This is a genomic window from Staphylococcus lugdunensis (genome assembly GCF_001558775.1).
Taxonomy (GTDB): Bacteria; Bacillota; Bacilli; order Staphylococcales; family Staphylococcaceae; genus Staphylococcus; species Staphylococcus lugdunensis.
On the sequence record NZ_CP014022.1, the window covers coordinates 2,487,157 to 2,513,778 of the forward strand.

Sequence of the window (26,622 nt, forward strand, 5' to 3'; positions counted from 1 at the left end):
TTGTACAGTTTTAATGTTGAGTCATTCATCAAATTACTAGTGATAGGAGTTAAAAAAATGATAGAGCGCTATTCAAGAGAAGAAATGTCAAAGATATGGACAGATCAAAATCGTTACGAAGCATGGTTAGAAGTAGAAATTTTAGCTTGTGAAGCATGGAGTGAATTAGGATATATTCCTAAAGACGATGTTAAAAAAATTCGCCAAAATGCAAAAGTAGATGTCAATCGGGCTAAAGAAATAGAGGAACAAACACGTCATGATGTTGTTGCCTTTACAAGACAAGTTTCAGAAACACTTGGAGAAGAAAGAAAATGGGTGCATTATGGACTCACTTCAACTGATGTCGTAGATACAGCGTTAAGTTACGTCATTAAACAAGCCAATGATATCATTGAAAAAGATTTAGAACGATTTATAACTGTTCTAGCTGAAAAAGCTCAAAAATACAAATATACCTTAATGATGGGACGTACGCATGGGGTGCATGCTGAACCTACAACTTTCGGTATCAAAATGGCACTATGGTATACGGAAATGAAACGTAACTTAAAGCGCTTTAAAGAGGTGCGCAAAGAAATTGAAGTAGGGAAAATGAGCGGTGCTGTTGGTACATTTGCGAATATCCCTCCTGAAATTGAAAGCTATGTGTGTAAGCACTTAGGTATTGATGCAGCGCCAGTTTCAACACAAACATTACAACGGGATCGTCACGCATATTATATTGCAACGCTAGCGCTTATAGCTACGTCTATGGAAAAATTTGCAGTAGAGATTAGAAACTTACAAAAAACAGAAACACGTGAAGTTGAAGAAGCATTTGCCAAAGGACAAAAAGGCTCTTCTGCTATGCCACATAAACGCAATCCAATCGGATCAGAAAATATCACTGGCATATCTCGCGTAATAAGAGGCTATATTACAACTGCATATGAAAATGTACCTTTATGGCATGAACGTGATATATCACATTCTTCTGCTGAACGTATTATGTTACCTGATGTTACTATTGCATTAGATTATGCGCTTAACCGTTTTACAAATATTGTAGATAGACTAACTGTTTATGAAGATAATATGAGAAATAATATTGATAAAACATTTGGTCTTATATATTCGCAACGTGTATTATTAGCACTTATCAATAAAGGAATGGTAAGAGAAGAAGCTTATGATAAAGTACAGCCAAAAGCAATGGAATCATGGGAAACGAAAACACCGTTCCGCGAATTAATTGAACAAGATGAAACAATTACAAATGTATTATCTAAGGATGAATTAGACGAATGCTTTGATCCAAAACACCATTTAAATCAAGTGGATACAATTTTTAATCGTGCTGGTTTAGAATAACTCCTTAACTTCTTGCGTATATTTGACTACACTTTAATCATTTAGTACGTTAAAATGAGATTAAATATTGAAAATGAGTCTAGGGGTTGTTAACGATGCAAATTGAAAAATTACGTGGGAAAGCATTAGATGAATTATTTGATGCAATACTCACTCTTGAAAATAGAGAAGAGTGTTATCAATTCTTCGATGATTTATGCACCGTCAATGAAATACAGTCATTATCGCAGCGATTACAAGTAGCTAAAATGATAAAGCAGGGTTATACCTATGCAACGATAGAGCAAGAATCGGGCGCATCAACTGCAACGATTTCACGTGTAAAACGCTCATTACAATGGGGTAATGATGCATATACAATGATTCTTGACCGATTAAATATTAAGACAAAAGAATAGTGTTACAACATGGCTGGGACAATGATTTTGTCTCAGCCATGTTTGACGTAATGATAATCGAATTTATTTGGCATAATAGTTTAGAAATGAGAATAGAAAATGATATAATTTAAGGTATGTTAAAAAAGGAGATACTTGTATGTATGATTTAAAAGAATGGCGCCATGTATTTAAATTAGACCCTGCAAAAGTTATTAATGACAGCGATTTAGATGCAATTTGTATGTCCAACACAGACGCAATTATTATTGGTGGCACAGATAATGTAACAGAAGATAATGTATTGCATTTAATGAGTAGAGTACGTAGATATCCTATTCCTTTAGTGTTAGAAATTTCCAATATTGATAGCGTTATGCCAGGATTTGATTTTTATTTCGTGCCTACAGTATTAAATAGTGCAGATGTTAAATATCAAAATGGTATGTTACATAAGGCATTAAAACAATATGAACATGTTATCAATTTTGATGAACTGTTTTTAGAAGGCTATATCGTACTTAATCCAGAAAGCAAAGTAGCTGAAGTAACACAAGCGCAAACAGCTTTAAATGAAGAAGATCTCATTGCTTATGCTCAAATGGTTGATCAGCTATATCATTTACCAATCATGTATATAGAATATAGTGGTATTTATGGTGATGTAGAAAAAGTTAAGTCAGTAGCTGAAACCTTGACTAGCACGCAATTATTTTATGGTGGCGGTATATCTACGTTGTCAGAAGCACAGCAAATGGCCAATTATGCGCATACAATTGTGGTTGGAGATTTAATCTATACAGATATTAAGCAAGCATTGAAAACAGTAAAAATTAAGAAGGAGTTTCAGTAATGAATTCATTAGTTGCAAATATGAACGACGAACAAAGCGAAGCCGTGAGAACGACAGAAGGGCCACTTTTGATTATGGCTGGTGCTGGCTCAGGTAAAACAAGAGTGCTTACGCATAGAATTGCATATTTATTAAATGAAAAAGGTGTTTCGCCATATAACATACTAGCAATTACGTTTACCAATAAAGCAGCTAAAGAAATGAAGCAACGTGTTGAACAATTAGTCGGTGAAGAAGCATCAGTTATCTGGATGTCAACATTTCATTCGATGTGTGTCAAAATTTTACGTAGAGATGCTGATCGCATTGGCATCGAACGAAATTTTACTATAATAGACCCGACAGATCAAAAATCAGTCATTAAAGATGTATTAAAAAATGAAAATATTGATAGTAAAAAATTTGAACCACGTATGTTTATATCAGCAATAAGTAATTTAAAAAATGAATTAAAGACACCCGACGATGCTCAAAAAGAAGCGAATAATTATCACGAACAGATGATTGCTACTGTTTATAGTGGTTATCAACGACAATTATCTCGTAATGAAGCGCTTGATTTTGATGATTTAATTATGACTACAATCCGGTTATTTGAGCGTGTTCCAGATGCATTAGAATATTATCAAAATAAATTTCAATATATCCATGTAGATGAATATCAAGATACCAATAAAGCTCAATATACATTAGTGAAAATGTTAGCCAGTAAATTTAAAAATTTATGTGTAGTAGGTGATTCAGACCAATCAATTTATGGTTGGCGTGGCGCAGATATTCAAAATATATTATCTTTTGAAGAAGACTATCCTGAAGCTAAAAGCATCTATTTAGAACAAAATTATCGTTCAACGAAAACAATACTTAATGCAGCAAATGAAGTGATTAAAAATAATACTGAACGAAAGCCTAAAGGACTTTGGACAGCCAATACCAATGGTGAAAAAATTAAGTATTATGAGGCCATGACCGAGCGAGATGAAGCAGAATATGTCGTACGAGAAGTCATGAAACATCAGCGCAATGGCAAAAGCTATGGCGTCATTGCAATTTTATATCGTACAAATGCACAGTCACGTGTCCTAGAAGAAACATTTATGAAATCAAATATTCCTTATACTATGGTTGGTGGTCAAAAGTTCTATGACAGAAAGGAAATTAAAGATTTACTTAGTTATTTGAGAATCGTAGCAAATAGTAATGATGATATTAGTTTACAACGTATTATCAATGTTCCAAAAAGAGGTATAGGACCATCTTCTGTTGAGAAAATTCAGGCATATGCATTACAAAATAATATCAGTATGTTTGATGCATTATCAGAAGCGGACTTTATCGGACTTTCTAAAAAAGTAACACAAGGATGTATACAGTTTTATGATTTATTACAGAATTTGATTAAAGAACAAGAATTTTTAGAAATCAGTGAAATTGTAGAAGAAATATTAGAAAAAACAGGTTATCGCGCTATGTTAGAACGAGAGCAAACGATAGAATCACGCAGTCGTTTGGAAAACCTTGATGAATTTATGTCAGTGCCTAAAGACTATGAAGAAAATACGCCACTTGAAGAACAATCTTTAATTAATTTCTTAACAGATTTATCATTAGTAGCAGATATTGATGAAGCACAAATTGATGATGGCGTAACAATGATGACAATGCACTCGGCTAAAGGTCTTGAATTTCCTATTGTATTTTTAATGGGAATGGAAGAATCATTATTCCCTCATATTAGAGCGATTAAAAGCGATGATGATCATGACATGCAAGAAGAACGACGAATTTGTTATGTGGCTATAACACGTGCAGAAGAGCAACTTTATATTACTAGAGCTACAAGTAGAATGCTGTTCGGACGCTCACAATCTAATATGCCATCCCGTTTCCTAGAAGAAATACCTGAAGATTTATTAGAATTACCAAACCTAGATAAACGTCAAACCATTGCACCTAAGTCAAAATCTATGGTAAAACGTGGCTATAGTAAACGAGTTACTTCTCCTAAGAGAGAGGTTAAGTCATCGGATTGGCATGTTGGAGATAAGGTCATACACAAAGCATGGGGCGAAGGTATGGTTAGTCATGTTAATGAGAAAAATGGCTCTGTAGAATTAGATATTATATTTAAGTCACAAGGTCCTAAACGCTTGTTAGCTCAATTTGCACCGATTGAAAAAAAGGAGGATTAAATCATGGATAATTTGCAACATCGTGTTAATGAATTACATGATTTATTAAATCAATATAGTTATGAATATTATGTTCAGGATAACCCCTCTGTTCCTGACAGCGAATATGATAAGCTTCTTCATGAATTAATCCAAATTGAAGCGGATCATCCTGAGTATAAAACGACTGATTCTCCAACGGTGCGTGTTGGCGGTGAAGCCCAATCTTCATTCGAAAAGGTTAGACATGATACACCAATGCTTAGTTTAGGTAATGCCTTTAATGAAGAGGATTTAAAGCGTTTTGATCAACGCATTCGTGATCACATAGGTGAGGTAGAATATATGTGTGAGCTGAAAATTGACGGTTTAGCAGTATCTTTAAAATATGAAAACGGAAAATTTGTGCAAGGATTGACGCGTGGAGACGGTACGACTGGAGAAGATATTACTGAAAATTTAAGAACGATCCATGCTATCCCTTTGAAATTAAAAGAGCCATTAAACTTCGAAGTACGTGGTGAAGCATATATGCCTAGAGCTTCATTTATGTCCTTAAATAAACAAAAAGAGAAAAATAACGAACAACCGTTTGCAAATCCAAGAAACGCTGCTGCAGGTTCGTTGCGGCAATTAGATTCAAAGTTGGCAGCTAAACGAAAGTTAAGTGTATTTTTATATAGTGTCAATGATTTCTCTGATTTTAATGCAACAACTCAAAGTGATGCTTTGGATGAACTGGATCGCTTAGGCTTCAAAACGAATAAAGAACGTGAGTGTGTGAGTGATATTGATGGTGTATTGGCGTACATTGAAAAATGGACTGCGAAACGTGAATCATTAGCTTATGATATTGATGGTATCGTGATTAAAGTTAATGATTTAGCACAACAAGAAGAGATGGGTTACACGCAAAAATCGCCTAGATGGGCAATTGCATATAAATTTCCTGCTGAAGAAGTAGTTACACGGCTGTTAGACATTGAATTAAGCATAGGAAGAACCGGAGTAGTAACACCTACGGCTATTCTAGAACCAGTTAAAGTGGCCGGAACCACAGTTTCACGTGCATCATTGCATAATGAAGATTTAATACATGAGCGTGATATTCGCATTGGAGATAGTGTTGTTGTGAAAAAAGCAGGAGACATTATTCCAGAAGTGGTAAAAAGTATTATCGAGCGGCGCCCCAATGATGCCGAAACGTATCATATGCCAACGCATTGTCCTAGCTGCGGACATAAGTTAGTAAGAATTGAAGGTGAAGTAGCTTTACGCTGCATCAATCCAAAATGCCAGGCTCAACTGGTTGAAGGACTTATTCATTTCGTATCTAGACAAGCTATGAATATTGATGGTTTAGGAACGAAAATCATCCAGCAACTCTATCAGCATGAATTGATTAAAGATGTTGCAGATATTTTCTATTTAACTGAAGAAGATTTATTACCCTTAGAACGCATGGGTAAAAAGAAAGTAGAGAATCTATTACAAGCTATCGACAAAGCTAAATCTAATTCTTTAGAACATTTACTGTTTGGTCTTGGTATTCGTCATTTAGGTGCCAAAGCAAGTTATGTTTTGGCTGAGAAATACGAGACGATAGAACGTTTGTTAACTGTTACCGAAGATGAACTTATAAGCATTCATGATATTGGTGACAAACTTGCGCAATCTGTCGTCACATACTTAGAAAATGAAGATATTCAATCATTGATTTCTAAATTAGCTAACAAAGATGTTAATATGACTTTTAAAGGGGTAAAGATTTCAGAATTAGCTGGTCACCCAGAGTTTCAAGATAAAACAATTGTATTAACGGGCAAACTAGAACAGATGACTCGTAAAGAAGCGGCTGATTGGCTTCAGTTACAAGGTGCAAAAGTGACCAATAGTGTAACTAAAAACACAGATTTAGTTATTGCAGGTGAAGATGCAGGGTCTAAATTAACAAAAGCACAGAAGTTTGGTACTGAAATTTGGTCAGAAAGTGACTTTATTAACAAGCAAACGGAAATAATGGAGTAGAGGAGAACGGCGATGAAGCGGACAATAATTTTATTGATTTCAGTATTATTTATATTAGCGGCTTGTAGTAACGGTAATCAAGATGATAGAAAAGATAAATCAGCCGATCATCCAAACAGTGCGAATCAAATTGCGACTGATAAAGATGTACAGGGTGATAACTATCGTACCTTACTCCCATTTAAAGAAAGCAAAGCGCGTGGTATTTTACAGGATAATATGACGAATGGATATAATGGAGAAGATTTTGAGAGAGGGCTGTTGAATTTAAGCAAAGACGTCTTTTCAACTGACAAGTATTTATACCAAGATGGTCAATATCTATCGAAGTCTACAATTAATGCATATCTTGAGCCTAAATTTACTAAAGATGAAATTGACAAAATGAGTGAAAGCGAACAAAAGGATAAAAATGCAAATGAGAATTTAGGCCTTAATCCATCACATCATGGAGAAACAGACAAAGCTAAAATTGCTAAAAAATCTCCTGCATATTTATCGAATATACTAGAACAAGATTTTTATGGCAACAGGGATAAAAAAGGTTCAAATATTAAAGGAATGACTATTGGACTAGCAATGAATAGTGTTTATTATTACCAAAAGGAAAAAGATGGAGAAACATATAGTGAAAATTTAGATGACAAAGAAATTGAGAAACAAGGTAAATCCATGGCATCTGAAATACTATCTCGTTTACGTGCAAACGAAGACTTGAAAGATATACCGATTCATTTTGCTATCTATAAACAATCTGGTCAAGACTCTATTTCTCCGGGAAGCTTTATCGCACAAACAACTGCAGATGATGGCCAAACTACGATCAATCATTGGAAGTCCATTAATGAAAAAACAGTCTTATTGCCTTCAGATGATGCAGATAAGTTAAACGAGACATTAAACAATAACTTTAAGCAATTTAATAATAATTTACAGTCATATTTTACAAACTTTACTCAAGCAGCAGGTAAAGTGAAATTTGTAGATAAAAAACCACGTCAACTTACAGTAGATTTACCTATAGATTATTATGGGCAAGCTGAAACGATTGCAATCACTCAATATGTTACTGAACAAGCTAATAAATATTTTGATAACATCGATAGTTACGAAATACGTATTAAAGACGGTAATACTTCAAGAGCTTTAATCAGTAAATCAAAAGATGACAAAGAGCCACAAGTGCATATTTATAATAACTAGAAACTTTTTTAAAGGCGGAAGGACTTATATTAGTTCATATCCGCCTTTTGTTTATTTAAATAAGTTTAGGGAAATGAATCAAATACACCATTATTAAGTGAATAACTTTAATGGTTATTATTTCACATTGTATTAAATAAATTTAATGAGATAGGTTGGGTTTTATGGAATTAAAACATTTAAACATGGTAGTTAGAGATGTACAAAAGGCTAAAACATTTTTCGAAAAATATTTCGATATGACATGTTTTGTTAACGCGGGTAAACAGTTCGTGGCTATGCATGATGAAAATCATTTTGTCTTTAATTTGATTTATGGCGATGATTTTAAATATCCTAAAGAATTGCACATTGGTTTTCCGCAAAAAAGTATTGAAGATGTCGATGCGATGTATGAACGACTTACGAAAGATGGTTATGCTTCTGAAGAACCAACCTATACGCATAATGCTTATACATTTTACTTTATGTCTCCAGCAGAATTTACAATTGAGATATATCATGATGTTAATCAAGAGACGAAGTTAAAGATGCCTGATTATTTTAAAGAATAGGCGCCACAATTTATGGAATTATATAAACAATAGCGTTAAATTATCTAGTGAAAAACACACTCTAAAAGTTAGACTAACGTTTACCTTTTAGGGTGTGTTTAATTAAATTAAAAAATCATATGCTAAATAAATGATGCGGTATTAATTATATCGTGATATTACAATTGCATTACTCCATGCTAGATAATATTTGACTAGCAAGCCACAATGAACAACATGATGAAAAAGATGCAATTGATGTCATTAGACACAAATAATTCAGCATATCCAAGATGAAATTGTAAGTCTTATATTATCTTTACATTTAAATATAACGCGCAAATGTTTTACATTTACTTTTCACGGATTATGGTTTTGACTTTTTCAATATCTTTATTGACAAAATCTCCAGGTTTCTGTGTTAATAAACTGACAACATAAGTTACTATAACGCTAGTTAAGAATCCAGGGATAATTTCGTATATACCGAAAATTTCATTGATTGTTGCCAAAGGTTTGATCCATACAATCCAAATAATAACGACTACCGCACCAGCAATCATGCCACTTAGTGCGCCGGTACGCGTTAAGTTTCTCCAATAAAGAGAATATAACACTAAAGGACTAAAGGCAGCACCGAAACCGGCCCAAGCATTTCCAACTAAATTAAGAATTGTATCATTTGGAGACCATGCGATTGCTAATGCCACAATTGCGACAATTAGTACCGATAATCTACCTACAAGAACAAACTCTCGTTGATGCTCAGCAGCATGTTTCTCCCCACGAATTAATTTATAAAAATCCTCTGTTAGTGAACTAGAAGTAACTAATAATTGAGATGAAATGGTGCTCATAATCGCCGCTAAAATTGCAGCTAATAAAAAGCCACCAACAAGTGGATGAAATAAAATTTGACTCATGACGATAAATAGTGTTTCTGGATCTTCCATTTTGATATGAGTATCAGAAATAAAAGCAATACCTGTTAACCCCACACCGACAGCGCCTAATAAACCAACAGCCATCCAACTAATTCCTAGGCGACGTGCTTTAGGAAGCAATTGATGTGATTTTATTGACATAAAACGTACGATAATATGTGGTTGACCAAAGTATCCTAATCCCCAAGCAAAAAGGGAAATAATTCCTAAAGTTGTTGTTCCACGAAATAAGTCTAAATTTGTTGGTTTCATTTCAGCAACACGATTGAAAGTATCCCATCCATTAAGTTGCATCATAGCAACAATTGGTACCATGACCATTGCAATTAGCATAATAACGCCTTGGAAAAAATCAGTAATTGATACCGCTAGATATCCTCCGAAAAACGTGTAAGCAATAACAATGACGGCTACTAGAAGCAAACCGATATGATAATTTAGTCCAAAAGCACTTTCAAACAGTTTGCCACCAGAAACAAATCCGGAATGCGTGTATAATGTGAAAAATATAACGATGATTAAACCAGAGAATATTTTTAGGATGTTATTTTTATCATTTAATCTATTTTTAAAAAAATCTGGAAGTGTGATAGCGTCCCCAGCTATTTCGGTATAAACTCTAAGCCTCGGTGCAACAATAATATAATTAAGATAAGCGCCAAGTGTTAGTCCGATTGTTATCCAAATAGCAGATAATCCAGTGCTATAGACAGAACCTGGAAGTCCCATAATCATCCAGCCACTCATATCTGAAGCACCTGCGGATAATGCAGTTATGTAAGGGCCAATGTTTCGACCACCCAACATGTATTCACTAATATTATCTGTTGCTTGTCTGTAGCCATAATATCCGATAATCAGTAAAATAATAAAGTAAATGGCAATCATAATATACGTTTGCCAGTCTGTTTGCACTTGATTTTGCAATGTAGAACCCAATAATAACATATGAAGAACCCCCTTTATTTTTAGTTACATGTAATATTATACAATATGATGAATGAGATAGAGAAGATAAATTTTATGCCTTCTAAATTTTTAAGGAATATAAGTTTTTAATAAGGTATTTTAAGTATAGATTTTATATTCAGAATTTTTAAATTAATGAATACTATGCTATTAAAATTCTGGATTTTGTATATGTAACTAGGATAATGGCATAAATATCATAAATGAGTAACATTATTTTAATGCTTTTAGACATAAAAGGGATAATGATGTATTGCTGAGCTAATTCACACATTACCGAACGTTACATTTTTCAATAGTTTTTTAATTTAATAGCCTTAAACTAAAGTAAGTTGGGCTGTGGCACCGAAAGCTTTATTATAAAATAAGATTTTTGTCTTGCTCCCGTGTAATGTAATAAATATTTAGATTTTTGTGTCGAAATTTGATACAATTTTATGATGAATGAGTAATAAGGAGGCTTTTAATTTAATGACAAAGGTAACACGCGAAGAAGTTGAACATATCGCTAACTTAGCAAGACTTCAAATTTCTCCTGAAGAAACTGAAGAAATGGCAACAACGCTTGAAAGTATTTTAGATTTTGCAAAACAAAATGATAGTGCAGCTACTGAAGGTGTTGAGCCAACATATCACGTTTTAGATTTACAAAATGTGTTACGTGAAGATAAAGCTCAAGAGGGTATTCCTCAAGAACTTGCATTAAAAAATGCAAAAGAAACAGAAGATGGTCAGTTTAAAGTTCCAGCCATCATGAATGAGGAGGACGCTTAAGATGAGTATTCGATATGAATCAATTGAGAATCTACAACAATTAATTAAAGATAAAAAAGTTAAACCATCAGATATTGTTAAAGATATTTATGATGCAATTGAAGAGACAGATCCAACGATTAAATCGTTTTTAACATTAGATAAAGAAAATGCAGTTAAGAAAGCACAAGAATTAGATCATTTACAAGATAAAGACCAAATGGATGGAAAGCTCTTCGGTATACCAATGGGGATTAAAGATAATATTATTACTGAAGGTGTAGAAACAACTTGTGCTAGCAAGATGTTAGAAGGATTTGTTCCAATTTATGAATCAACAGTAATGAATAAATTAAAGCATGAAAATGCAGTATTAATCGGTAAATTAAACATGGATGAATTTGCTATGGGAGGTTCAACCGAAACGTCTTACTTCAAAAAAACGGTCAATCCCTTTGATCACACGGCCGTACCGGGTGGATCATCAGGTGGTTCTGCTGCGGCTGTAGCAGCAGGCTTAGTACCATTTAGTTTAGGGTCTGATACTGGAGGATCAATTAGACAACCAGCAGCATATTGTGGCGTAGTTGGTATGAAACCTACTTATGGTCGAGTATCTCGTTTTGGTTTAGTAGCATTCGCTTCATCATTAGATCAAATTGGACCTATTACGCGTAATGTTAAAGATAATGCCCTCGTGCTAGAAGCTATTTCAGGCGTTGATGCACACGATTCAACTAGTGCGCCTGTAGATGATGTTGATTTCACTTCAGACATTGGAAAAGATATTAAAGGTCTTAAAGTAGCGTTACCTAAAGAGTATTTAGGAGAAGGTGTCAGTGAAGATGTTAAATCATCAGTTAAAAATGCTGTAGAAACACTTAAATCATTAGGTGCTGAAGTAGAAGAAGTATCATTACCTAATACAAAATATGGTATTCCTTCATATTATGTTATCGCATCTTCAGAAGCATCAGCTAACTTGGCTCGTTTTGATGGTATCCGCTATGGTTATCACTCAAAAGAAGCGCAAACATTAGAAGAGCTATATAAAATGTCTCGTTCCGAAGGTTTTGGTGCTGAAGTAAAACGTCGTATTTTCCTTGGGACTTTTGCATTAAGTTCTGGATATTACGATGCATATTATAAAAAATCGCAAAAAGTAAGAACATTAATTAAAAATGATTTTGATAGAGTATTTGAAGATTATGATGTTATTGTGGGTCCTACTGCGCCAACAACTGCTTTCAATTTAGGTGATGAACTAGATGATCCACTAACAATGTATGCAAATGACTTATTAACGACACCGGTAAACTTAGCTGGCTTACCAGGTATTTCTGTTCCTTGTGGACAATCCAATGGACGACCAATTGGCTTACAATTTATTGGTAAACCATTTGATGAAAAGACGTTATATCGTGTTGCTTATCAATATGAAACACAATACAACCTACATGACGCATACGAAAATTTATAAGGAGTGGAAATAATGCATTTTGAAACAGTTATCGGACTTGAAGTTCACGTTGAGTTAAAAACAGATTCTAAAATGTTCTCTCCCTCACCCGCACATTTTGGGGCAGAACCAAACTCAAATACCAATGTAATTGATTTAGGATATCCGGGTGTCTTACCTGTTGTTAATAAACGTGCTGTTGATTGGGCAATGCGTGCATCAATGGCTTTAAACATGGATATTGCAACAAATTCTAAATTTGATCGTAAAAACTATTTCTATCCAGATAATCCAAAAGCGTATCAAATTTCACAATTTGATGAACCAATTGGTGAACATGGATATATTGATATTGAAGTAGATGGAGAAACAAAGCGTATTGGCATTACGCGTTTACACATGGAAGAAGATGCTGGTAAATTATCACACAAAGACGGCTATTCATTAGTCGATCTTAATCGCCAAGGTACGCCATTAATTGAAATAGTTTCTGAGCCTGATATTCGCTCTCCAAAAGAAGCTTATGCGTATTTGGAAAAATTACGTTCAATTATTCAATATACAGGTGTGTCAGATTGTAAAATGGAAGAAGGTTCATTACGTTGTGACGCCAATATTTCATTACGCCCATATGGGCAAAAAGAATTCGGTACTAAAACGGAATTAAAAAACCTTAACTCATTTAACTATGTTAGAAAAGGTTTGGAATATGAAGAAAAACGTCAAGAAGAAGAATTGCTCAATGGTGGTGTCATTGGACAAGAGACACGTCGTTTTGATGAGTCTACAGGTAAAACAATATTAATGCGTGTTAAAGAAGGTTCAGATGATTATCGTTACTTCCCAGAACCGGATATCGTTCCATTGTATGTTGATGACGCATGGAAAGAACGTGTACGACAAACCATTCCTGAACTACCAGATGAACGTAAAGCAAAATATGTCAAAGAATTAGGTTTACCAGAGTATGATGCACACGTGTTAACACTTACAAAAGAAATGTCTGATTTCTTTGAAGGTGCTGTAGCACAAGGTGCAGATGTGAAGTTAACATCTAACTGGCTCATGGGTGGCGTAAATGAATATTTAAATAAAAATCAAGTTGATTTAGAAGAAACAAAGTTAACACCTGAAAACTTAGCAGGTATGATTAAACTTATTGAAGATGGCACAATGAGCAGTAAAATTGCGAAAAAAGTTTTCCCTGAATTAGCTGAAAATGGTGGAGACGCAAAACAAATCATGGAAGACAAAGGTTTAGTGCAAATTTCAGACGAAGCAACTTTATTGAAATTTGTTAATGAAGCATTAGATAATAATCCACAATCAGTTGAAGATTATAAAAATGGTAAAGGTAGAGCGATGGGCTACTTAGTTGGTCAAATTATGAAAGCTTCAAAAGGCCAAGCGAATCCACAAATTGTCAATAAGTTATTGAAACAACAATTAGATCAACGCTAATATTATTTTCACAAACATGTGAAGTAATATTCATAGATTTATGCAATAGCTATAATATGAATATGTGAAGCGGCCACCTTTATAATATAAAAAAGAGTATGAGAACGCATAATGTCTTACTAAACATTATGCGTTCTTAATCTATTGTAAAGTTAAATAAATGAAAACTTAATATTCGGTCAATAAAGTCAATTTAAAATTAATAATATTTACGATGTTAGACATAAATACTTTTAACTCCTGAATAAATCATTTAATATAAAGTATGAGTATAAAAAGTAGAGGGATAAACTATGAGAAAACGTGCAAGAATAATTTATAATCCTACATCAGGTAAAGAATTATTTAAAAGAACGTTACCAGATGTATTAATTAAATTAGAACGTGCCGGCTATGAAACGAGCGCTTATGCTACAGAACGTGTAGGTGATGCGACACTTGAAGCTGAACGTGCGTTAGCGTGTAACTATGATATGATTATTGCTGCTGGTGGGGACGGTACATTGAATGAGGTTGTCAACGGGATTGCAGAACAACCAAACAGACCAAAGTTAGGTATTATTCCTATGGGTACGGTTAATGATTTTGGTCGAGCTTTACATTTACCAAATGATATCATGGGGGCATTAGATGTAATCATAAATGGACATACTACAAAAGTAGATATAGGGAAAATGAACAACCGCTACTTTATTAATTTAGCTGCTGGTGGAAAAATTACTCAAGTGTCATATGAAACACCGAGTAAGCTAAAATCCATAGTTGGGCCTTTTGCATATTACATTAAAGGTTTTGAAATGCTTCCACAGATGAATGCTGTAGATATAAGAATTGAATATGATGATGAAGTCTTTCAAGGAGAAACACTGTTATTTTTGTTAGGTTTAACCAATTCAATGGCAGGATTCGAAAAACTTGTTCCTGATGCTAAGTTAGATGATGGTTATTTCACTTTAATTATTGTTGAAAAGGCTAATTTAGCAGAATTAGGTCACATTATGACACTTGCTTCACGTGGGGAACATACCAAACATCCGAAAGTTATTTATAAAAAAGCTAAATCAGTTAATATTTCTTCATTTACTGAGATGCAATTAAATGTGGATGGTGAATATGGTGGGAAATTACCAGCCAATTTTCTAAATTTAAAACGCCATATTGAAGTGTTTACGCCAAAAGACATACATAATGAAGAATTGACGGCAGATCAACAAGTTAAAAGTAGTATTAATGATAATCAAGCAACAACTAGTGAAACATTTAACGATAATGAAAATAATAAGGTTGAATAGTTAGTTGAAGAGGTTGAGGTCTAGTTTGTGGACATAGGGTGTAAGCCACATATCTATATTAAACGACTTAAACCTCTTTTTCATGTGGGGTGAAGATGTGAAAGAAATAAACAAAAATGACATTAGAATCGGTAACGTCATTGATTTAACACACGAAGGGCATGGCGTAGTGAAAATTGATCGTTATCCAATATTTATTCCTAATGTCTTAATAAATGAAGAAATTAAGTATAAAGTTATTAAAGTAAAGAAGAATTTTGCAATAGGTAAATTACTTGAGGTAAATAAAGCGAGTCATCATAGAGTAGACCCTCCTTGTGTTTATTATTGGAAATGTGGAGGCTGTCAATTACAGCATATGAGTTATGAAGCGCAACTTGCAATGAAGAAAGAACAAGTTGTTAATCTTTTTCATAGAAAAGGGCAATTTACTGATACAGTAATCAATGACACTATTGGAATGGATAATCCTTGGCGCTATCGAAATAAGTCGCAAGTACCAATTGGTCAAGATAAAATGAACCATAAAATTATGGGCTATTACCGTCAAAGAAGCCATGATATTATCGATATGGATAGTTGCCTTATCCAAGATAAGCAACACCAAGATATTATGAATCATGTTAAAAAATGGATAAATGAATATCATATCAGTATTTATAACGAGCGGACTAAGAAAGGCGTTTTACGACACTTGGTGATACGCACTGGGCATTATACAGATGAAATCATGGTAATCTTTGTAACGAATGGTTCTAAATTTAAACACGCCAATATGCTGGTGGAACAGTTAAAACAAGCTTTTCCGAACATTACGAGTATCAAACAAAATATTAACAATAGTCATTCCAATGTAATTATGGGTCAGCAGTCGGTGACTTTATATGGGAAAGACAAGATCGTTGATCAATTAAGCGATATTACATTTAAAATTAGTGATCAATCATTTTATCAAATTAATTCTAGCCAAACTGAAAAGCTATATCAAAAGGCCATTGATTATGCGCAATTAGATGGGCAAGAAATTGTACTTGATACGTATTGTGGTATAGGTACAATTGGCTTATATATGGCACCGGTAGCCAAACATGTCTATGGTGTTGAAGTAGTACCCTCTGCAATTAAAGATGCGCGCCAAAATGCACTAGTTAATGATTTACACAACACTACATTTGTGTGTGGTAAAGCGGAAGACGTCATTATGGATTGGCAACGTGAGGGTATCCAACCAGATGTTGTAATGGTAGATCCGCCTAGAAAAGGGTGTGAGGCGCAATTTATTCAAACATTGCTTGATTTAAATCCTGAACGAATTGTTTATATTTCATGCAATCCATCCACACAACAGCGTGACGCACATATGTTAGCTACGCAATATGATTTAAAAGAAATTACACCCGTAGACATGTTTCCACAAACCACACATATTGAGACGGTTGCTTTATTTAAAAAGAAACAGCATAAATAGAATAATTGGTAAATACTTTGTAAAATAATAATTTTCTATTTGTGTTACTTTTTAAGTATTTGACTGGATTATTAAATTCATATTACAGTCAACTTACTTTTTTGAAAAAACCTTTTGAGCATGGAATTAAAGTTGTATACTATAGATGACTTTAATGCACAGGAGGTCGAAGTGATGCACAAAATTGATTTAACTAACGGTATATTAAAGCCATACAGATTTGTTTGTCTTCAATTGGTGGTTATCATGTTTATGATATTGCTGACATATAAATGGGCGTTTACATTTACTCAAGTAATTGAACAAAGTATATTAATTAATGTGACTTTCGGCATAATTGGATTTTTAGTTATGTTAATCGTGCATAAATTAATTCATAAAATGATGTACTTTATTTTGTCAAAAGGCGATAGAATTCACTTCGACTATAAAAAAGGTTTACTCGTCAGTCAAACTTCGGATAAATATTTGAATATTTATCAATTTACAATCACAATGATTGCTCCACTTATTATAATAACAACTGTTTTACTTATTATTTTTAACTTCTATGCTTATTCTTCAATTATTTTTATTAGCAGCATACATATCGGATACTGTCTTATAGATTTATATTTAGTAGGCACTGCATGGAGTAATCGCTTCAAATATATTCAAAATACAAATGACGGTCTCTATATGTATTATAATCGACCTTACTATTTTAATAATCAGTGTAAATAATATAGTATCTCAGTACAATTTGTATAGTGTGCGAATTACATGTTTTAACTTTTATTCCACAGTATAATTGTATTGAGATTTTTTATAGGGAGAAATCAATTTTGGCGACAAGTGAGCAGTTTTTCACCCAAATAATGACTAACATAAATAGCACATCAGTAAAAACACGTAAAATGATGGGCGAATATTTGATATATTATGATGATGTTTTGATTGGAGGTCTATATGATAATCAACTGCTTGTAAAAATGACTACACAATCTAGAAAGATAGCAACTAATTATCCGAGTGTGCGACCTTATCCTGGAGCAAAACCAATGATAAAAGTGGATGTTAATATCACCAATGAAGCATTGTTGTCGATATTTGAAGTAATTGCGGACGATTTAAAAACAAATAAACATTAGATTCATATGTATTCATTAAATGTCATAAAGGTGGGAGTGAAATGACAGAGAGACGAATCGTGCATATCGATATGGATTTCTTTTTTGCACAAGTAGAAATGAGAGATAATCCTAAGCTACGAGGTAAACCAGTTATCGTTGGTGGCAAAGCAAGTTCCAGAGGTGTTGTATCTACAGCATCGTACGAGGCGCGTAAATATGGTGTCCATTCAGCTATGCCTATGTCACAGGCACACAAGTTATGTCCAGACGGTTATTATGTACAAGGACAATATGAAAAATATAGAACGATTTCAAATGAAATCATGTCGATTTTTCGTAGTTATACTGAAGCGGTTGAGCCTATGTCCTTAGATGAAGCTTATTTAGATATTACACACTTAGTACGTCCAGATTTACCGGCATCACAAATCGCTAACTATATTCGTCGTGATATTTATGAAAAGACACATCTTACTGCCTCTGCAGGTGTTTCGTATAATAAGTTTTTAGCCAAATTAGCTAGTGGTATGAACAAGCCAAATGGAATGACTGTCATAGATTATGAAAATGTCCATAAAATATTAATGGCATTAGACATTGGAGACTTTCCAGGTGTAGGTAAAGCTTCTGAAAAAATTATGCATAAGCATGGTATTTATAATGGTCAAGACTTATACCAAAAAGATGTGTTTGAGTTAGTTCGTTTATTCGGTAAACGAGGAAGAGGTTTATACAATAAAGCTCGAGGTATTGATGATAGCCCAGTGAAGTCATCACGAATTCGAAAGTCTGTTGGCACAGAAAGAACCTTTGCAACAGATGTTAATGATGATGACGAAATTTTACAGAAAATGTGGGAGTTGTCAGGAAAGACAGCTGAACGTTTAAATAAATTGCAGAAGTCAGCTAAAACAGTGACAGTTAAAATTAAAACCTTTAAATTTGAGACTTTATCTAAACAGATGAGTCTCCGAGATCCAATTCGTTCTGAAACTGACATCTATAATATCGCATATATGTTGTATGCAGAATTAAAAGATCCTGAGATGCCTATACGGTTAATTGGAGTAACTGTAGGAAATTTGGTTAAGTCGACTTATCGTAATATGACGATTTATGACTTTATTTCTAAGTCATAAGATAACAATATTAAAGCGCCAGGAACACAGTTATATTTTAAGCTATGAACTAAATATTGGCAGTAGTTGACTGAATTGAAAATATGCTGATACTAAGTTTGTTTCAATTCTAGTCAGCCTTGCCGGGGCAGGACGACGAATGCATTATGAATTCTGTCCTGCTCCCTCCTGCATTTTAGTATAGTATAACGATATTAAAAAATATCTATATAGTTTAGCCTTTGTCCTTTAAATTCTTACCATAGATAGAGAGCATCGTTGCTAAATCATCATAATGTTGCAACAACCGGAAAGTAATCATGGCACAGGCTTTAGCATCATTTAAAGCATCATGATGACCATGAAAATCTAAATTGTAAAAATCCATCATGTGCTTTAAACCATATCTTGGTGCATCTATAGTTCTCTTAGCAAGTTGATATGAACAAAAATAAGTTAAATCTGGAGTTATAATACCTGCTTGTTTCAAGCTCTGATGTAACACATTCATATCAAATGCAGCATTATGTGCGACAACGGGTAAATTAGCAATAAACTGTAGCATGTATGGAAATACATAATCAAATTGTGGTGCATGTATCACATCTTCTGGATTTATGCCATGTACATTAATATTTTTTTTAGAAAAGTAATCTTGTGGATTTATTAACGTATGAAAAGATTCAGTAATTTGATTATCAATTACTTTTACCATACCAACTGAACAAATACTTGTACGTTTGCCATTGGCAGTTTCAAAGTCTAAAGCTACAAAGGCATTATTAGTCAATGGCATCACAACCTTTCTACAATCATTAATATAATGATTGTAAACCAAACATTCTCAATATGCATAGTAAAGTGATTAAGTCAAAATGAATAGATGTAAAAAAAGCCTGAAAATCATTATGATTTTCAGACATAAAACGAATACTAAGATGACTTATTCTTCATTAAAATTTCGTGATGCTAGTTCTTTTTCATATAAATAAAGTGTATTACAGTCATCACCAATACGATTTAAGTAATCAATATGTGTTTCAAACATAGCTTCTTCTTCAACTTGCTCATCTAAAAACCAGTTTAAAAATGATGTTGTCGCATAATCTTTATCATTACGTGCAATCTCTGATAAATTATAAAAACGATGCGTTACATCTTGTTCTTGAGCTAAACCATCTTTAAATGTTTCTAAAATTGAATTGAATTCAATCTTTGGTGCTGGCAAAGCAGAGAATTCAGCATGCTCGCCACGGTCATTGATATAATCATAAATTTTTTGACCATGGAATCTTTCTTCTTTCGCTTGTTGAATATAAAAGTTAGCGAATCCTTCATATGATTCTTTGTCACAATACGCTGCCATTGCCATATACGCATGAGCAGCAAAATATTCATGGTTCATTTGTTCATTTAATGCAGCTAAAAGATCTTTACTTAGCATAAACATTCACCTCATTATTTAATTAACTTAATCAACCATCACCAGTATATCAAAGCACGTTGTGTTAGTAAAAGCTTTGAGTTCAATAAGAAAAGTTATATAATCTGGTAATGATTATTTTTTGTTATCCAGCGTACGTGTTATAATTATTCGAGTGAGAGAGACGAGGAGGAAGCCAATGAGACAATGGACTGCAATCCACTTAGCAAAACTTGCTAGAACTGCAAGCAGATCAATAGGTAAAAAAGGTACAGATTTACCAGGACAAATTGCACGCAGAGTGGATCCTACAATACTACGCAAATTAGCAGCTAATGTTGATGATATTGTATTTATTAGTGGAACGAATGGAAAGACAACGACATCAAATTTAATAGGACATACATTAAAAAAGAATCATATTGATATAATTCATAATAATGAAGGTGCCAATATGGCCGCTGGAATTACATCTGCATTTATAATGCAATCAACAAAAAACACCAAAATTGCTGTTATTGAAATTGATGAAGGGTCAATTCCTCGTGTACTAAAAGAAGTGACACCTTCAATGATGGTCTTTACTAACTTTTTCCGTGACCAAATGGACCGATTTGGCGAAATAGATATTATGGTTAACAATATTGCAAAGTCTATAGGTAATAAGGGCATCAAATTATTATTAAATGCGGATGATCCATTTGTAAGTCGATTAAAAATTGCAAGTGATGCTTTAGTTTATTATGGTATGGAAGCTCATGCACATGAGTTTGAACAAAGTACCATGAATGAAAGTAAATATTGCCCTAACTGTGGACGTCTATTGCAATATGATTATATTCACTATAATCATATTGGTCACTATCATTGTGAATGTGGATTCAAACGTGAAAATCCTACATATGAAGTTTCCACTTTTGAAGCGTCACCATTTCTAAATATGACGATCAATAATTTTACTTTTAATATGAAGATTGCTGGAGATTTCAACGCATTCAATGCTATAGCAGCATATGCTGTATTAAAAGAATTAGGTCTTAATGATGCATCGATTCAAAAAGGTTTTGAAACATATACTTCAGATAATGGACGAATGCAGTACTTTTCTAAAGGAAATAAAGAAGCGATGATAAATCTTGCTAAAAATCCTGCTGGTATGAATGCAAGTTTATCAGTTGGGGAACAGTTAGAAGGTAAAAAAGTGTATGTTATTAGCTTAAATGATAACGCAGCAGATGGTCGTGATACATCGTGGATTTACGATGCTGACTTTGAAAAGTTAACAAAACAAGATATTGAAGCCATAATCGTTACAGGTACTCGTGCTGAAGAACTTCAATTGCGTTTGAAACTTGCTGAAGTAAATGTACCTGTTATTGTTGAAAACGACATTTACAAAGCAACTGCTAAAACAATGGACTATACATCGTTTACGGTCGCTATTCCTAACTATACTTCTTTAACACCAATGTTAGAGCAATTAAATCGCTCTTTTGAAGGAGGACAGTCGTAAATGAATGAACTGACGGTATATCATTTTATGTCTGATAAATTAAATTTATACAGTGACATTGGTAATATTATTGCGTTAAAACAACGTGCTAAAAAGAGAAATATCAAACTTAATGTTAAAGAAATTAATGAAACAGATGGTGTAACATTTGATGATTGCGATATTTTTTTCATTGGTGGTGGTAGTGATAGAGAGCAAGCGCTCGCCACTAAAGAACTTAGTAAGATTAAGATGCCACTTAAAGAAGCGATAGAAGATGGTATGCCTGGTCTTACTATCTGCGGCGGGTACCAATTTTTAGGCACGAAATATATTACACCAGATGGCACAGAACTTGAAGGATTAGGTGTACTTGACTTTTATACAGAGTCTCAAACAGATCGTTTAACAGGTGACATTGTTATTGAAAGTGATACATTTGGAACAATAGTTGGCTTTGAAAACCATGGTGGTAGAACTTATCATAATTTTGGTACGCTTGGTCATGTAACACATGGCTACGGGAATAATGACACAGATCGCAAAGAAGGAATTCACTATAAGAATTTATTAGGTTCTTATTTACATGGTCCTGTATTACCGAAAAATCACGAAATGACAGATTATTTGCTTGAAAAAGCATGTGAACGAAAAGGAATTCCATTTGAGCCTAAAGAATTAGATAATACTGAAGAAGAAGCCGCGAAAAAAGTATTGATTGATCGTGCTAAAAACAATAAAAAGTAAAGATTTAAAGGGTAACGTGTTGAGAGTTAGATTAATGACTAAATTAGTTGATAATCTAACTCTTTTTTAATTCAGACACTTAGGATGCTTAACCGTCTTTAAAATGAAGATGAAGGACAGTAAAGTGCTAGAAAGAGGGAGATGAGAAAAATAGATTAGACTTTCATCCAATGTTGATATACTAAAAGTGTGTGAGTGAACTTTAATTTTAAAAGTATATAGGAGTGAGAAAATGAAGGTTTTCAAAATGATGGGTTTAACGCTTGCTGCATCATCGATGGCTTTTTCACTTTCGCAAGTTGCACACGCTGAACAAATGGTTAATGGGGACAATCATGCGTCAAGTTACAACAATCAAGTAACTCAAGATCAAGGCGAGTTTGTACATAATGGTAATGCAGGTGAAAATGCTTCTTATCTTACTAGTGAAAATTTTATTAACGCATTAGATAGTGGACAGTTGAACTTTAACGGCTACAAGATTGATCAGGACAAGGAAGATAATATAGAGTACAAACAGGTGTATGATCAAGAAGTTAGAGCAACAAGTGATGATACTGCTACAAGTATTCGATTTAAAGTAACGGATCAATCAGTGTCTTTAAACCAAATGAAAGATGCTTATCCTAGTGATAAATTGAATCGTATACCTCACACTAATTCAGACACTAATCATCCCGATGATGGTGTATATGTATATCATGGAGATCAAATTAAATTACAATTCAAAATAGAAAATGACTATGTCACTTCAGTGACGATTGGTCAAGGTGAAACAGAATAAATTCTATGTTTTAAAAAACACCTCGAAAAGGTTCATTGTGAGTGAATCTTTTTGAGGTATTTGTATTTTATATGGTTTATTTAGCAAAATGAAAATCTAAAATTTTATAAATATGTAATATCACATAAATAAGATGACTTTTCATTTGAATTTGATTACATTTTCTATTTTATTGATAGATTACTTTTCACAAGAAAAATGGAGCGGGACAGAAATCATTATGAATTCGTGGTCCCGCTCCGTCAAAGTTGACTAGGATTGAAACAAGCTTAGTATGAGCATATTTTCAATCCAGTCAACTACTGCCAATATTTAGTTCATAGCCTGAAACATAATGATGTCCCAAAACTGATTATTTTAATCTTTTATATATTTATTGGAAAATATATAAATATAACTACATAGTATCATCAGAATAGCATTTTATCGCTACCATATGTTTCACCTAAAGCTTGTTGAGCTAAAACGTTAAGGTAGTTCCATGGTCTATCATAGTCCGGTTGGAAGAAAAAGTCTTGTACGGCCAAATCTTCTAAAGTATAGTTAGCAGAAATAGCCACAGAAATTGTATTGATAGATTCGATTACATTTTCTTTTGACATGATTTGACCACCTAAAATTTTATGACTGTCTTTATCATAAATCATTTTCATGTGTACTTTTGTTTGGTCTTGCATAAATTTAGGTCTTATTAGTTCTTCAATATAAGTTTGACCTAAATTACCATCATATTGATCACTTTCTGAACCGTGAACACCAGTTTGTCCGAAGTGATAATCAAACAGTGCTAATCCTGAAGTTCCTGATACTCTTGGCATAGTTGCATCTTTACCCGCCATATTTTTAGCTGCAGTAATACCTTGACGACGTGAATTAGTTGCAAGAGCTAAATAGCGATCTTCTTTAATTGGAGCAAAAGGTATCAAAGTAGCGTCTCCTCCTGCATATACATCTTGGGCAGACGTTTCTTGCTTATGGTTTATGTTAATAATACCTTTTTTACCTAAATCAATTTTACCTTTCAACCAATCTGTGGCAGGTTCAACACCTACAGCAAATAGCACAGTATCAGCCTCGAATTTATCTTTATCAGTAACAACTTTTGTTACATCACCTTGATCATTACCTTCAAGAGATTTAACTGTTTGACCCCCATAAAATGTAAGATGGTGGTCTTTAGCATGTGTTTCTAATATATCAGTGAACTCTTTATCTAAATAGGTAGATAAGAGGCGATCAGTAATATCAATCATTTTTGTCTCAATGCCTGCTTTAGCAAACGCTTCGGCAGCTTCAATTCCAATATAGCCTCCACCTACAACAATGGCTTTTTTCGCTTTTGGCATGCGTGCTTTAATTGCATCTGCCCATTCACGTCCTCGCATAAAGTATACGTGATTATACTTATCTATACCATCAACTGGAGGCGTTACAGGTTGACCACCTGGACTTAAGAATAATTTATCATAACTAACCGTTGATGATTGGCCATCGTGTTCAACTGTTATTGTTTTTTTATTCGTATCTAAATCAGTGACAGTATGTTTCGTGTGAATTTTGACACCTTGAGCTTTATAAGATTCTACAGATGCGTAATGTAATGAATCTAATGATGGAGAAATATCTTCTAAATAACTTTGAATACCACATGATAAGAAGGATGGTTTATCGGCACTTTCATATACTTCAATATCAGCATTTTCATCTTCTTTTAATAGTGTCTCAATTACTTCATAACCTGCATGTGAAGTTCCAACTATAATGTATTTCATTTTAAATGCCTCCTAAAAAATGACTTAAAAACAGTACAGTTGTTATGTACCACTTTTAAGTCATTTTATTCAATAATGAAACTAAAATTTAAATTGTAATAAAACTGTCACTTAAGCATTCGATTGTAAAGTGCTATGAATAAAGGTTATCTACCGTTTTATAAATCATTAAGATTTCATAGATGACATGACTCTTTATCTGATTTACATCAAATTCTTCAAGAAGCTTAACTGACGATTTTAATGTTGAAGCCGCCTTAGGTTCTTTGTTGAAACAGTCATTACATTGAATATTTTTAATACTATTGCTGATTTTAATAATCGCAAGTTTTTCTTCATTTGAAAATACAATACGTGTATGTTTAGGTAAATATATAATATTTGATAAATGTGTAATTAATAATCGGTTAATATGTGCACGATTCGTTAAGTCTTTTAAATGCAAGCATTCTTCATTTTTATGATGATAGCGTAATTCATCTCTTTGATAGCCTATTAAAGTCTCAATCTTAGAATATAAACCTATTAAATTTGAAAGCTTATCGTTACTAGTGTTAGATTGATATTTAGCTAATAAAAGTTCATGTATACGACTTGAAAATAATTCAAACGTTTTAGTTTCAGAAATAGCGATATTATCTTCTATTTGTTGGAAATATTTAGGCGGCAAAATAATAAAATTGACGAAACCAGCTGTCAAAAGGCCTATAACCGCTGTCAATAATCTAGAGAAGAAGTTGAATATGTATGCTTCATGTATACCAGGAATCATTGCTACAGAGGTTAATACTGCAACGGTTGTTCCCACTTGTAAATTTAATTTAGTACATAATAAAATCGTAAATGTTGCACTTAGTGCGTAAGAAAATGGAGATTGATCACCGAATATAAACGTAAAAACTACGGCTAAAAGTGCGCCTATGACTGTAGCAGGCAGGCGTCGATACCCTTTTTTTAATGAGGCTTTCGCAGTAGGTTCGATTGTAACTATTGCTGTTAATATTGCAAAAATAGGTGTCAAATTTAATAACATACAAAAAACTGTAGTAAAAAATGTCGCAACACCTGTTTTGATAGTACGTGCTCCAATTATATTTTTATACCATTTATTCATTTGAAACTCTGACCTTTCGAAAGACTTTAAGATAATTAAGGTCTAGGCTCAGTGGGAACTTAAATTAAGTTAAAAAATCCCACTCGCAATTTCTTTAAATTGACTAAATTCTAAGCGCTAGTCTCAATTTCTATCAGTGTGATACTTAAACTTCTATTATGTAGAAATTAATGTTCTCAATTAGTATATCAAAAAA

General features: G+C 33.4%; 23 protein-coding genes. 18 read left to right on the plus strand and 5 right to left on the minus strand.

Going from position 1 to position 26,622, the window contains the following annotated elements; genetic code table 11:
- The first annotated feature begins 57 nt into the window (after positions 1-57).
- From purB to AL499_RS11720, 7 genes are all read left to right on the plus strand, one after another.
- Positions 58-1,353: an adenylosuccinate lyase gene (gene purB, locus AL499_RS11690; protein WP_002477941.1), complete on the plus strand. Its 1,296-nt coding sequence runs from the start codon at positions 58-60 to the stop codon at positions 1,351-1,353.
- Between the two features lie 95 nt (positions 1,354-1,448).
- Positions 1,449-1,751: a YerC/YecD family TrpR-related protein gene (locus AL499_RS11695; RefSeq protein ID WP_002461369.1), complete on the plus strand. Its 303-nt coding sequence runs from the start codon at positions 1,449-1,451 to the stop codon at positions 1,749-1,751.
- 139 nt (positions 1,752-1,890) lie between these two features.
- On the plus strand, positions 1,891-2,583 hold the full coding sequence (pcrB, locus tag AL499_RS11700; protein WP_002492712.1) for a heptaprenylglyceryl phosphate synthase: 693 nt from the start codon (positions 1,891-1,893) through the stop codon (positions 2,581-2,583).
- Positions 2,583-4,775 carry a DNA helicase PcrA gene (gene pcrA, locus AL499_RS11705; RefSeq protein ID WP_002492700.1) on the plus strand — a complete coding sequence of 731 codons (2,193 nt, stop codon included), beginning with the start codon at positions 2,583-2,585 and terminating at the stop codon, positions 4,773-4,775. The genes pcrB and pcrA overlap by 1 nt, the downstream gene beginning before the upstream one ends.
- Before the next feature lie 3 nt (positions 4,776-4,778).
- On the plus strand, positions 4,779-6,782 hold the full coding sequence (gene ligA, locus AL499_RS11710; protein WP_002492735.1) for an NAD-dependent DNA ligase LigA: 2,004 nt from the start codon (positions 4,779-4,781) through the stop codon (positions 6,780-6,782).
- 12 nt (positions 6,783-6,794) lie between these two features.
- Positions 6,795-7,985 carry a CamS family sex pheromone protein gene (locus tag AL499_RS11715; protein ID WP_002492732.1) on the plus strand — a complete coding sequence of 397 codons (1,191 nt, stop codon included), beginning with the start codon at positions 6,795-6,797 and terminating at the stop codon, positions 7,983-7,985.
- A gap of 164 nt (positions 7,986-8,149) precedes the next feature.
- Positions 8,150-8,539: a VOC family protein gene (locus AL499_RS11720; RefSeq protein ID WP_002461363.1), complete on the plus strand. Its 390-nt coding sequence runs from the start codon at positions 8,150-8,152 to the stop codon at positions 8,537-8,539.
- 332 nt (positions 8,540-8,871) lie between these two features.
- Here the strand turns inward: AL499_RS11720 and putP are convergent, their stop codons facing one another.
- The gene (putP, locus tag AL499_RS11725; protein WP_002492726.1) at positions 8,872-10,410 is read right to left on the minus strand and encodes a sodium/proline symporter PutP; all 1,539 of its coding nucleotides are present in this window, start codon (positions 10,408-10,410) and stop codon (positions 8,872-8,874) included.
- A gap of 492 nt (positions 10,411-10,902) precedes the next feature.
- Between putP and gatC the strand changes: the two genes are divergently transcribed.
- The 8 genes from gatC (at position 10,903) to dinB (ending at position 19,115) form a co-directional block, all read left to right on the plus strand.
- The gene (gene gatC, locus AL499_RS11730) at positions 10,903-11,205 is read left to right on the plus strand and encodes an Asp-tRNA(Asn)/Glu-tRNA(Gln) amidotransferase subunit GatC (RefSeq protein WP_002477947.1); all 303 of its coding nucleotides are present in this window, start codon (positions 10,903-10,905) and stop codon (positions 11,203-11,205) included.
- A 1-nt stretch (position 11,206) separates the two neighbouring features.
- A complete protein-coding gene (gatA, locus tag AL499_RS11735) occupies positions 11,207-12,664 on the plus strand; it encodes an Asp-tRNA(Asn)/Glu-tRNA(Gln) amidotransferase subunit GatA (protein ID WP_002461359.1) in 1,458 nt (485 codons plus the stop codon).
- A 12-nt stretch (positions 12,665-12,676) separates the two neighbouring features.
- Positions 12,677-14,104 carry an Asp-tRNA(Asn)/Glu-tRNA(Gln) amidotransferase subunit GatB gene (gene gatB, locus AL499_RS11740; protein WP_002461357.1) on the plus strand — a complete coding sequence of 476 codons (1,428 nt, stop codon included), beginning with the start codon at positions 12,677-12,679 and terminating at the stop codon, positions 14,102-14,104.
- 293 nt (positions 14,105-14,397) lie between these two features.
- The gene (locus tag AL499_RS11745) at positions 14,398-15,396 is read left to right on the plus strand and encodes a diacylglycerol kinase (protein ID WP_002492714.1); all 999 of its coding nucleotides are present in this window, start codon (positions 14,398-14,400) and stop codon (positions 15,394-15,396) included.
- An 82-nt stretch (positions 15,397-15,478) separates the two neighbouring features.
- The gene (gene rlmD, locus AL499_RS11750; protein WP_002492695.1) at positions 15,479-16,864 is read left to right on the plus strand and encodes a 23S rRNA (uracil(1939)-C(5))-methyltransferase RlmD; all 1,386 of its coding nucleotides are present in this window, start codon (positions 15,479-15,481) and stop codon (positions 16,862-16,864) included.
- Between the two features lie 174 nt (positions 16,865-17,038).
- Positions 17,039-17,587, plus strand: a complete 549-nt coding sequence (locus AL499_RS11755; RefSeq protein WP_002492737.1) for a metalloprotease family protein — start codon at positions 17,039-17,041, stop codon at positions 17,585-17,587.
- 101 nt (positions 17,588-17,688) lie between these two features.
- On the plus strand, positions 17,689-17,994 hold the full coding sequence (locus tag AL499_RS11760; protein WP_002492730.1) for a TfoX/Sxy family protein: 306 nt from the start codon (positions 17,689-17,691) through the stop codon (positions 17,992-17,994).
- A gap of 41 nt (positions 17,995-18,035) precedes the next feature.
- Positions 18,036-19,115, plus strand: coding sequence for a DNA polymerase IV (dinB, locus tag AL499_RS11765; protein WP_002492706.1), 1,080 nt, complete (start codon positions 18,036-18,038; stop codon positions 19,113-19,115).
- 214 nt (positions 19,116-19,329) lie between these two features.
- On the opposite strand, the gene AL499_RS11770 is transcribed toward dinB, so the two are convergent.
- Both AL499_RS11770 and ftnA read right to left on the minus strand, forming a co-directional pair.
- Positions 19,330-19,884 (minus strand): 3'-5' exonuclease, encoded by a 555-nt coding sequence (locus AL499_RS11770; RefSeq protein ID WP_094449197.1) that lies wholly within the window; start codon positions 19,882-19,884, stop codon positions 19,330-19,332.
- A gap of 153 nt (positions 19,885-20,037) precedes the next feature.
- A complete protein-coding gene (gene ftnA / locus AL499_RS11775; RefSeq protein WP_002477954.1) occupies positions 20,038-20,538 on the minus strand; it encodes an H-type ferritin FtnA in 501 nt (166 codons plus the stop codon).
- Positions 20,539-20,716: 178 nt separating this feature from the next.
- Here ftnA and murT point away from each other — a divergent pair, with 178 nt between their 5' ends.
- From murT to isaB, 3 genes are all read left to right on the plus strand, one after another.
- Positions 20,717-22,030: a lipid II isoglutaminyl synthase subunit MurT gene (gene murT, locus AL499_RS11780; RefSeq protein WP_002492729.1), complete on the plus strand. Its 1,314-nt coding sequence runs from the start codon at positions 20,717-20,719 to the stop codon at positions 22,028-22,030.
- Entirely contained in the window at positions 22,031-22,756 is a 726-nt protein-coding gene (gene gatD / locus AL499_RS11785; RefSeq protein ID WP_002477956.1) for a lipid II isoglutaminyl synthase subunit GatD, read from the plus strand.
- 232 nt (positions 22,757-22,988) lie between these two features.
- The gene (isaB, locus tag AL499_RS11790; protein ID WP_002492710.1) at positions 22,989-23,540 is read left to right on the plus strand and encodes an immunodominant staphylococcal antigen IsaB family protein; all 552 of its coding nucleotides are present in this window, start codon (positions 22,989-22,991) and stop codon (positions 23,538-23,540) included.
- Between the two features lie 410 nt (positions 23,541-23,950).
- Here the strand turns inward: isaB and AL499_RS11795 are convergent, their stop codons facing one another.
- The gene (locus AL499_RS11795; RefSeq protein ID WP_037540479.1) at positions 23,951-25,312 is read right to left on the minus strand and encodes an FAD-dependent oxidoreductase; all 1,362 of its coding nucleotides are present in this window, start codon (positions 25,310-25,312) and stop codon (positions 23,951-23,953) included.
- Between the two features lie 133 nt (positions 25,313-25,445).
- Positions 25,446-26,426, minus strand: coding sequence for an FUSC family protein (locus AL499_RS11800; protein ID WP_002492696.1), 981 nt, complete (start codon positions 26,424-26,426; stop codon positions 25,446-25,448).
- Between the last annotated feature and the right edge of the window lie 196 nt (positions 26,427-26,622).

What these genes read in the sequence shown, in the direction of transcription:
- rlmD (WP_002492695.1), top strand. Translation starts at nt 15,479, where the DNA reads ATGTGGGGTGAAGATGTGAAAGAAATAAACAAAAATGACATTAGAATC.
- ligA (WP_002492735.1), top strand. Translation starts at nt 4,779, where the DNA reads ATGGATAATTTGCAACATCGTGTTAATGAATTACATGATTTATTAAAT.
- gatD (WP_002477956.1), top strand. Translation starts at nt 22,031, where the DNA reads ATGAATGAACTGACGGTATATCATTTTATGTCTGATAAATTAAATTTA.
- dinB (WP_002492706.1), top strand. Translation starts at nt 18,036, where the DNA reads ATGACAGAGAGACGAATCGTGCATATCGATATGGATTTCTTTTTTGCA.
- AL499_RS11755 (WP_002492737.1), top strand. Translation starts at nt 17,039, where the DNA reads ATGCACAAAATTGATTTAACTAACGGTATATTAAAGCCATACAGATTT.
- AL499_RS11800 (WP_002492696.1), bottom strand. Translation starts at nt 26,426, where the DNA reads ATGAATAAATGGTATAAAAATATAATTGGAGCACGTACTATCAAAACA.
- gatA (WP_002461359.1), top strand. Translation starts at nt 11,207, where the DNA reads ATGAGTATTCGATATGAATCAATTGAGAATCTACAACAATTAATTAAA.
- purB (WP_002477941.1), top strand. Translation starts at nt 58, where the DNA reads ATGATAGAGCGCTATTCAAGAGAAGAAATGTCAAAGATATGGACAGAT.
- pcrB (WP_002492712.1), top strand. Translation starts at nt 1,891, where the DNA reads ATGTATGATTTAAAAGAATGGCGCCATGTATTTAAATTAGACCCTGCA.
- gatC (WP_002477947.1), top strand. Translation starts at nt 10,903, where the DNA reads ATGACAAAGGTAACACGCGAAGAAGTTGAACATATCGCTAACTTAGCA.
- isaB (WP_002492710.1), top strand. Translation starts at nt 22,989, where the DNA reads ATGAAGGTTTTCAAAATGATGGGTTTAACGCTTGCTGCATCATCGATG.
- AL499_RS11695 (WP_002461369.1), top strand. Translation starts at nt 1,449, where the DNA reads ATGCAAATTGAAAAATTACGTGGGAAAGCATTAGATGAATTATTTGAT.
- putP (WP_002492726.1), bottom strand. Translation starts at nt 10,410, where the DNA reads ATGTTATTATTGGGTTCTACATTGCAAAATCAAGTGCAAACAGACTGG.
- gatB (WP_002461357.1), top strand. Translation starts at nt 12,677, where the DNA reads ATGCATTTTGAAACAGTTATCGGACTTGAAGTTCACGTTGAGTTAAAA.
- AL499_RS11795 (WP_037540479.1), bottom strand. Translation starts at nt 25,312, where the DNA reads ATGAAATACATTATAGTTGGAACTTCACATGCAGGTTATGAAGTAATT.
- ftnA (WP_002477954.1), bottom strand. Translation starts at nt 20,538, where the DNA reads ATGCTAAGTAAAGATCTTTTAGCTGCATTAAATGAACAAATGAACCAT.
- AL499_RS11720 (WP_002461363.1), top strand. Translation starts at nt 8,150, where the DNA reads ATGGAATTAAAACATTTAAACATGGTAGTTAGAGATGTACAAAAGGCT.
- murT (WP_002492729.1), top strand. Translation starts at nt 20,717, where the DNA reads ATGAGACAATGGACTGCAATCCACTTAGCAAAACTTGCTAGAACTGCA.
- AL499_RS11715 (WP_002492732.1), top strand. Translation starts at nt 6,795, where the DNA reads ATGAAGCGGACAATAATTTTATTGATTTCAGTATTATTTATATTAGCG.
- pcrA (WP_002492700.1), top strand. Translation starts at nt 2,583, where the DNA reads ATGAATTCATTAGTTGCAAATATGAACGACGAACAAAGCGAAGCCGTG.
- AL499_RS11745 (WP_002492714.1), top strand. Translation starts at nt 14,398, where the DNA reads ATGAGAAAACGTGCAAGAATAATTTATAATCCTACATCAGGTAAAGAA.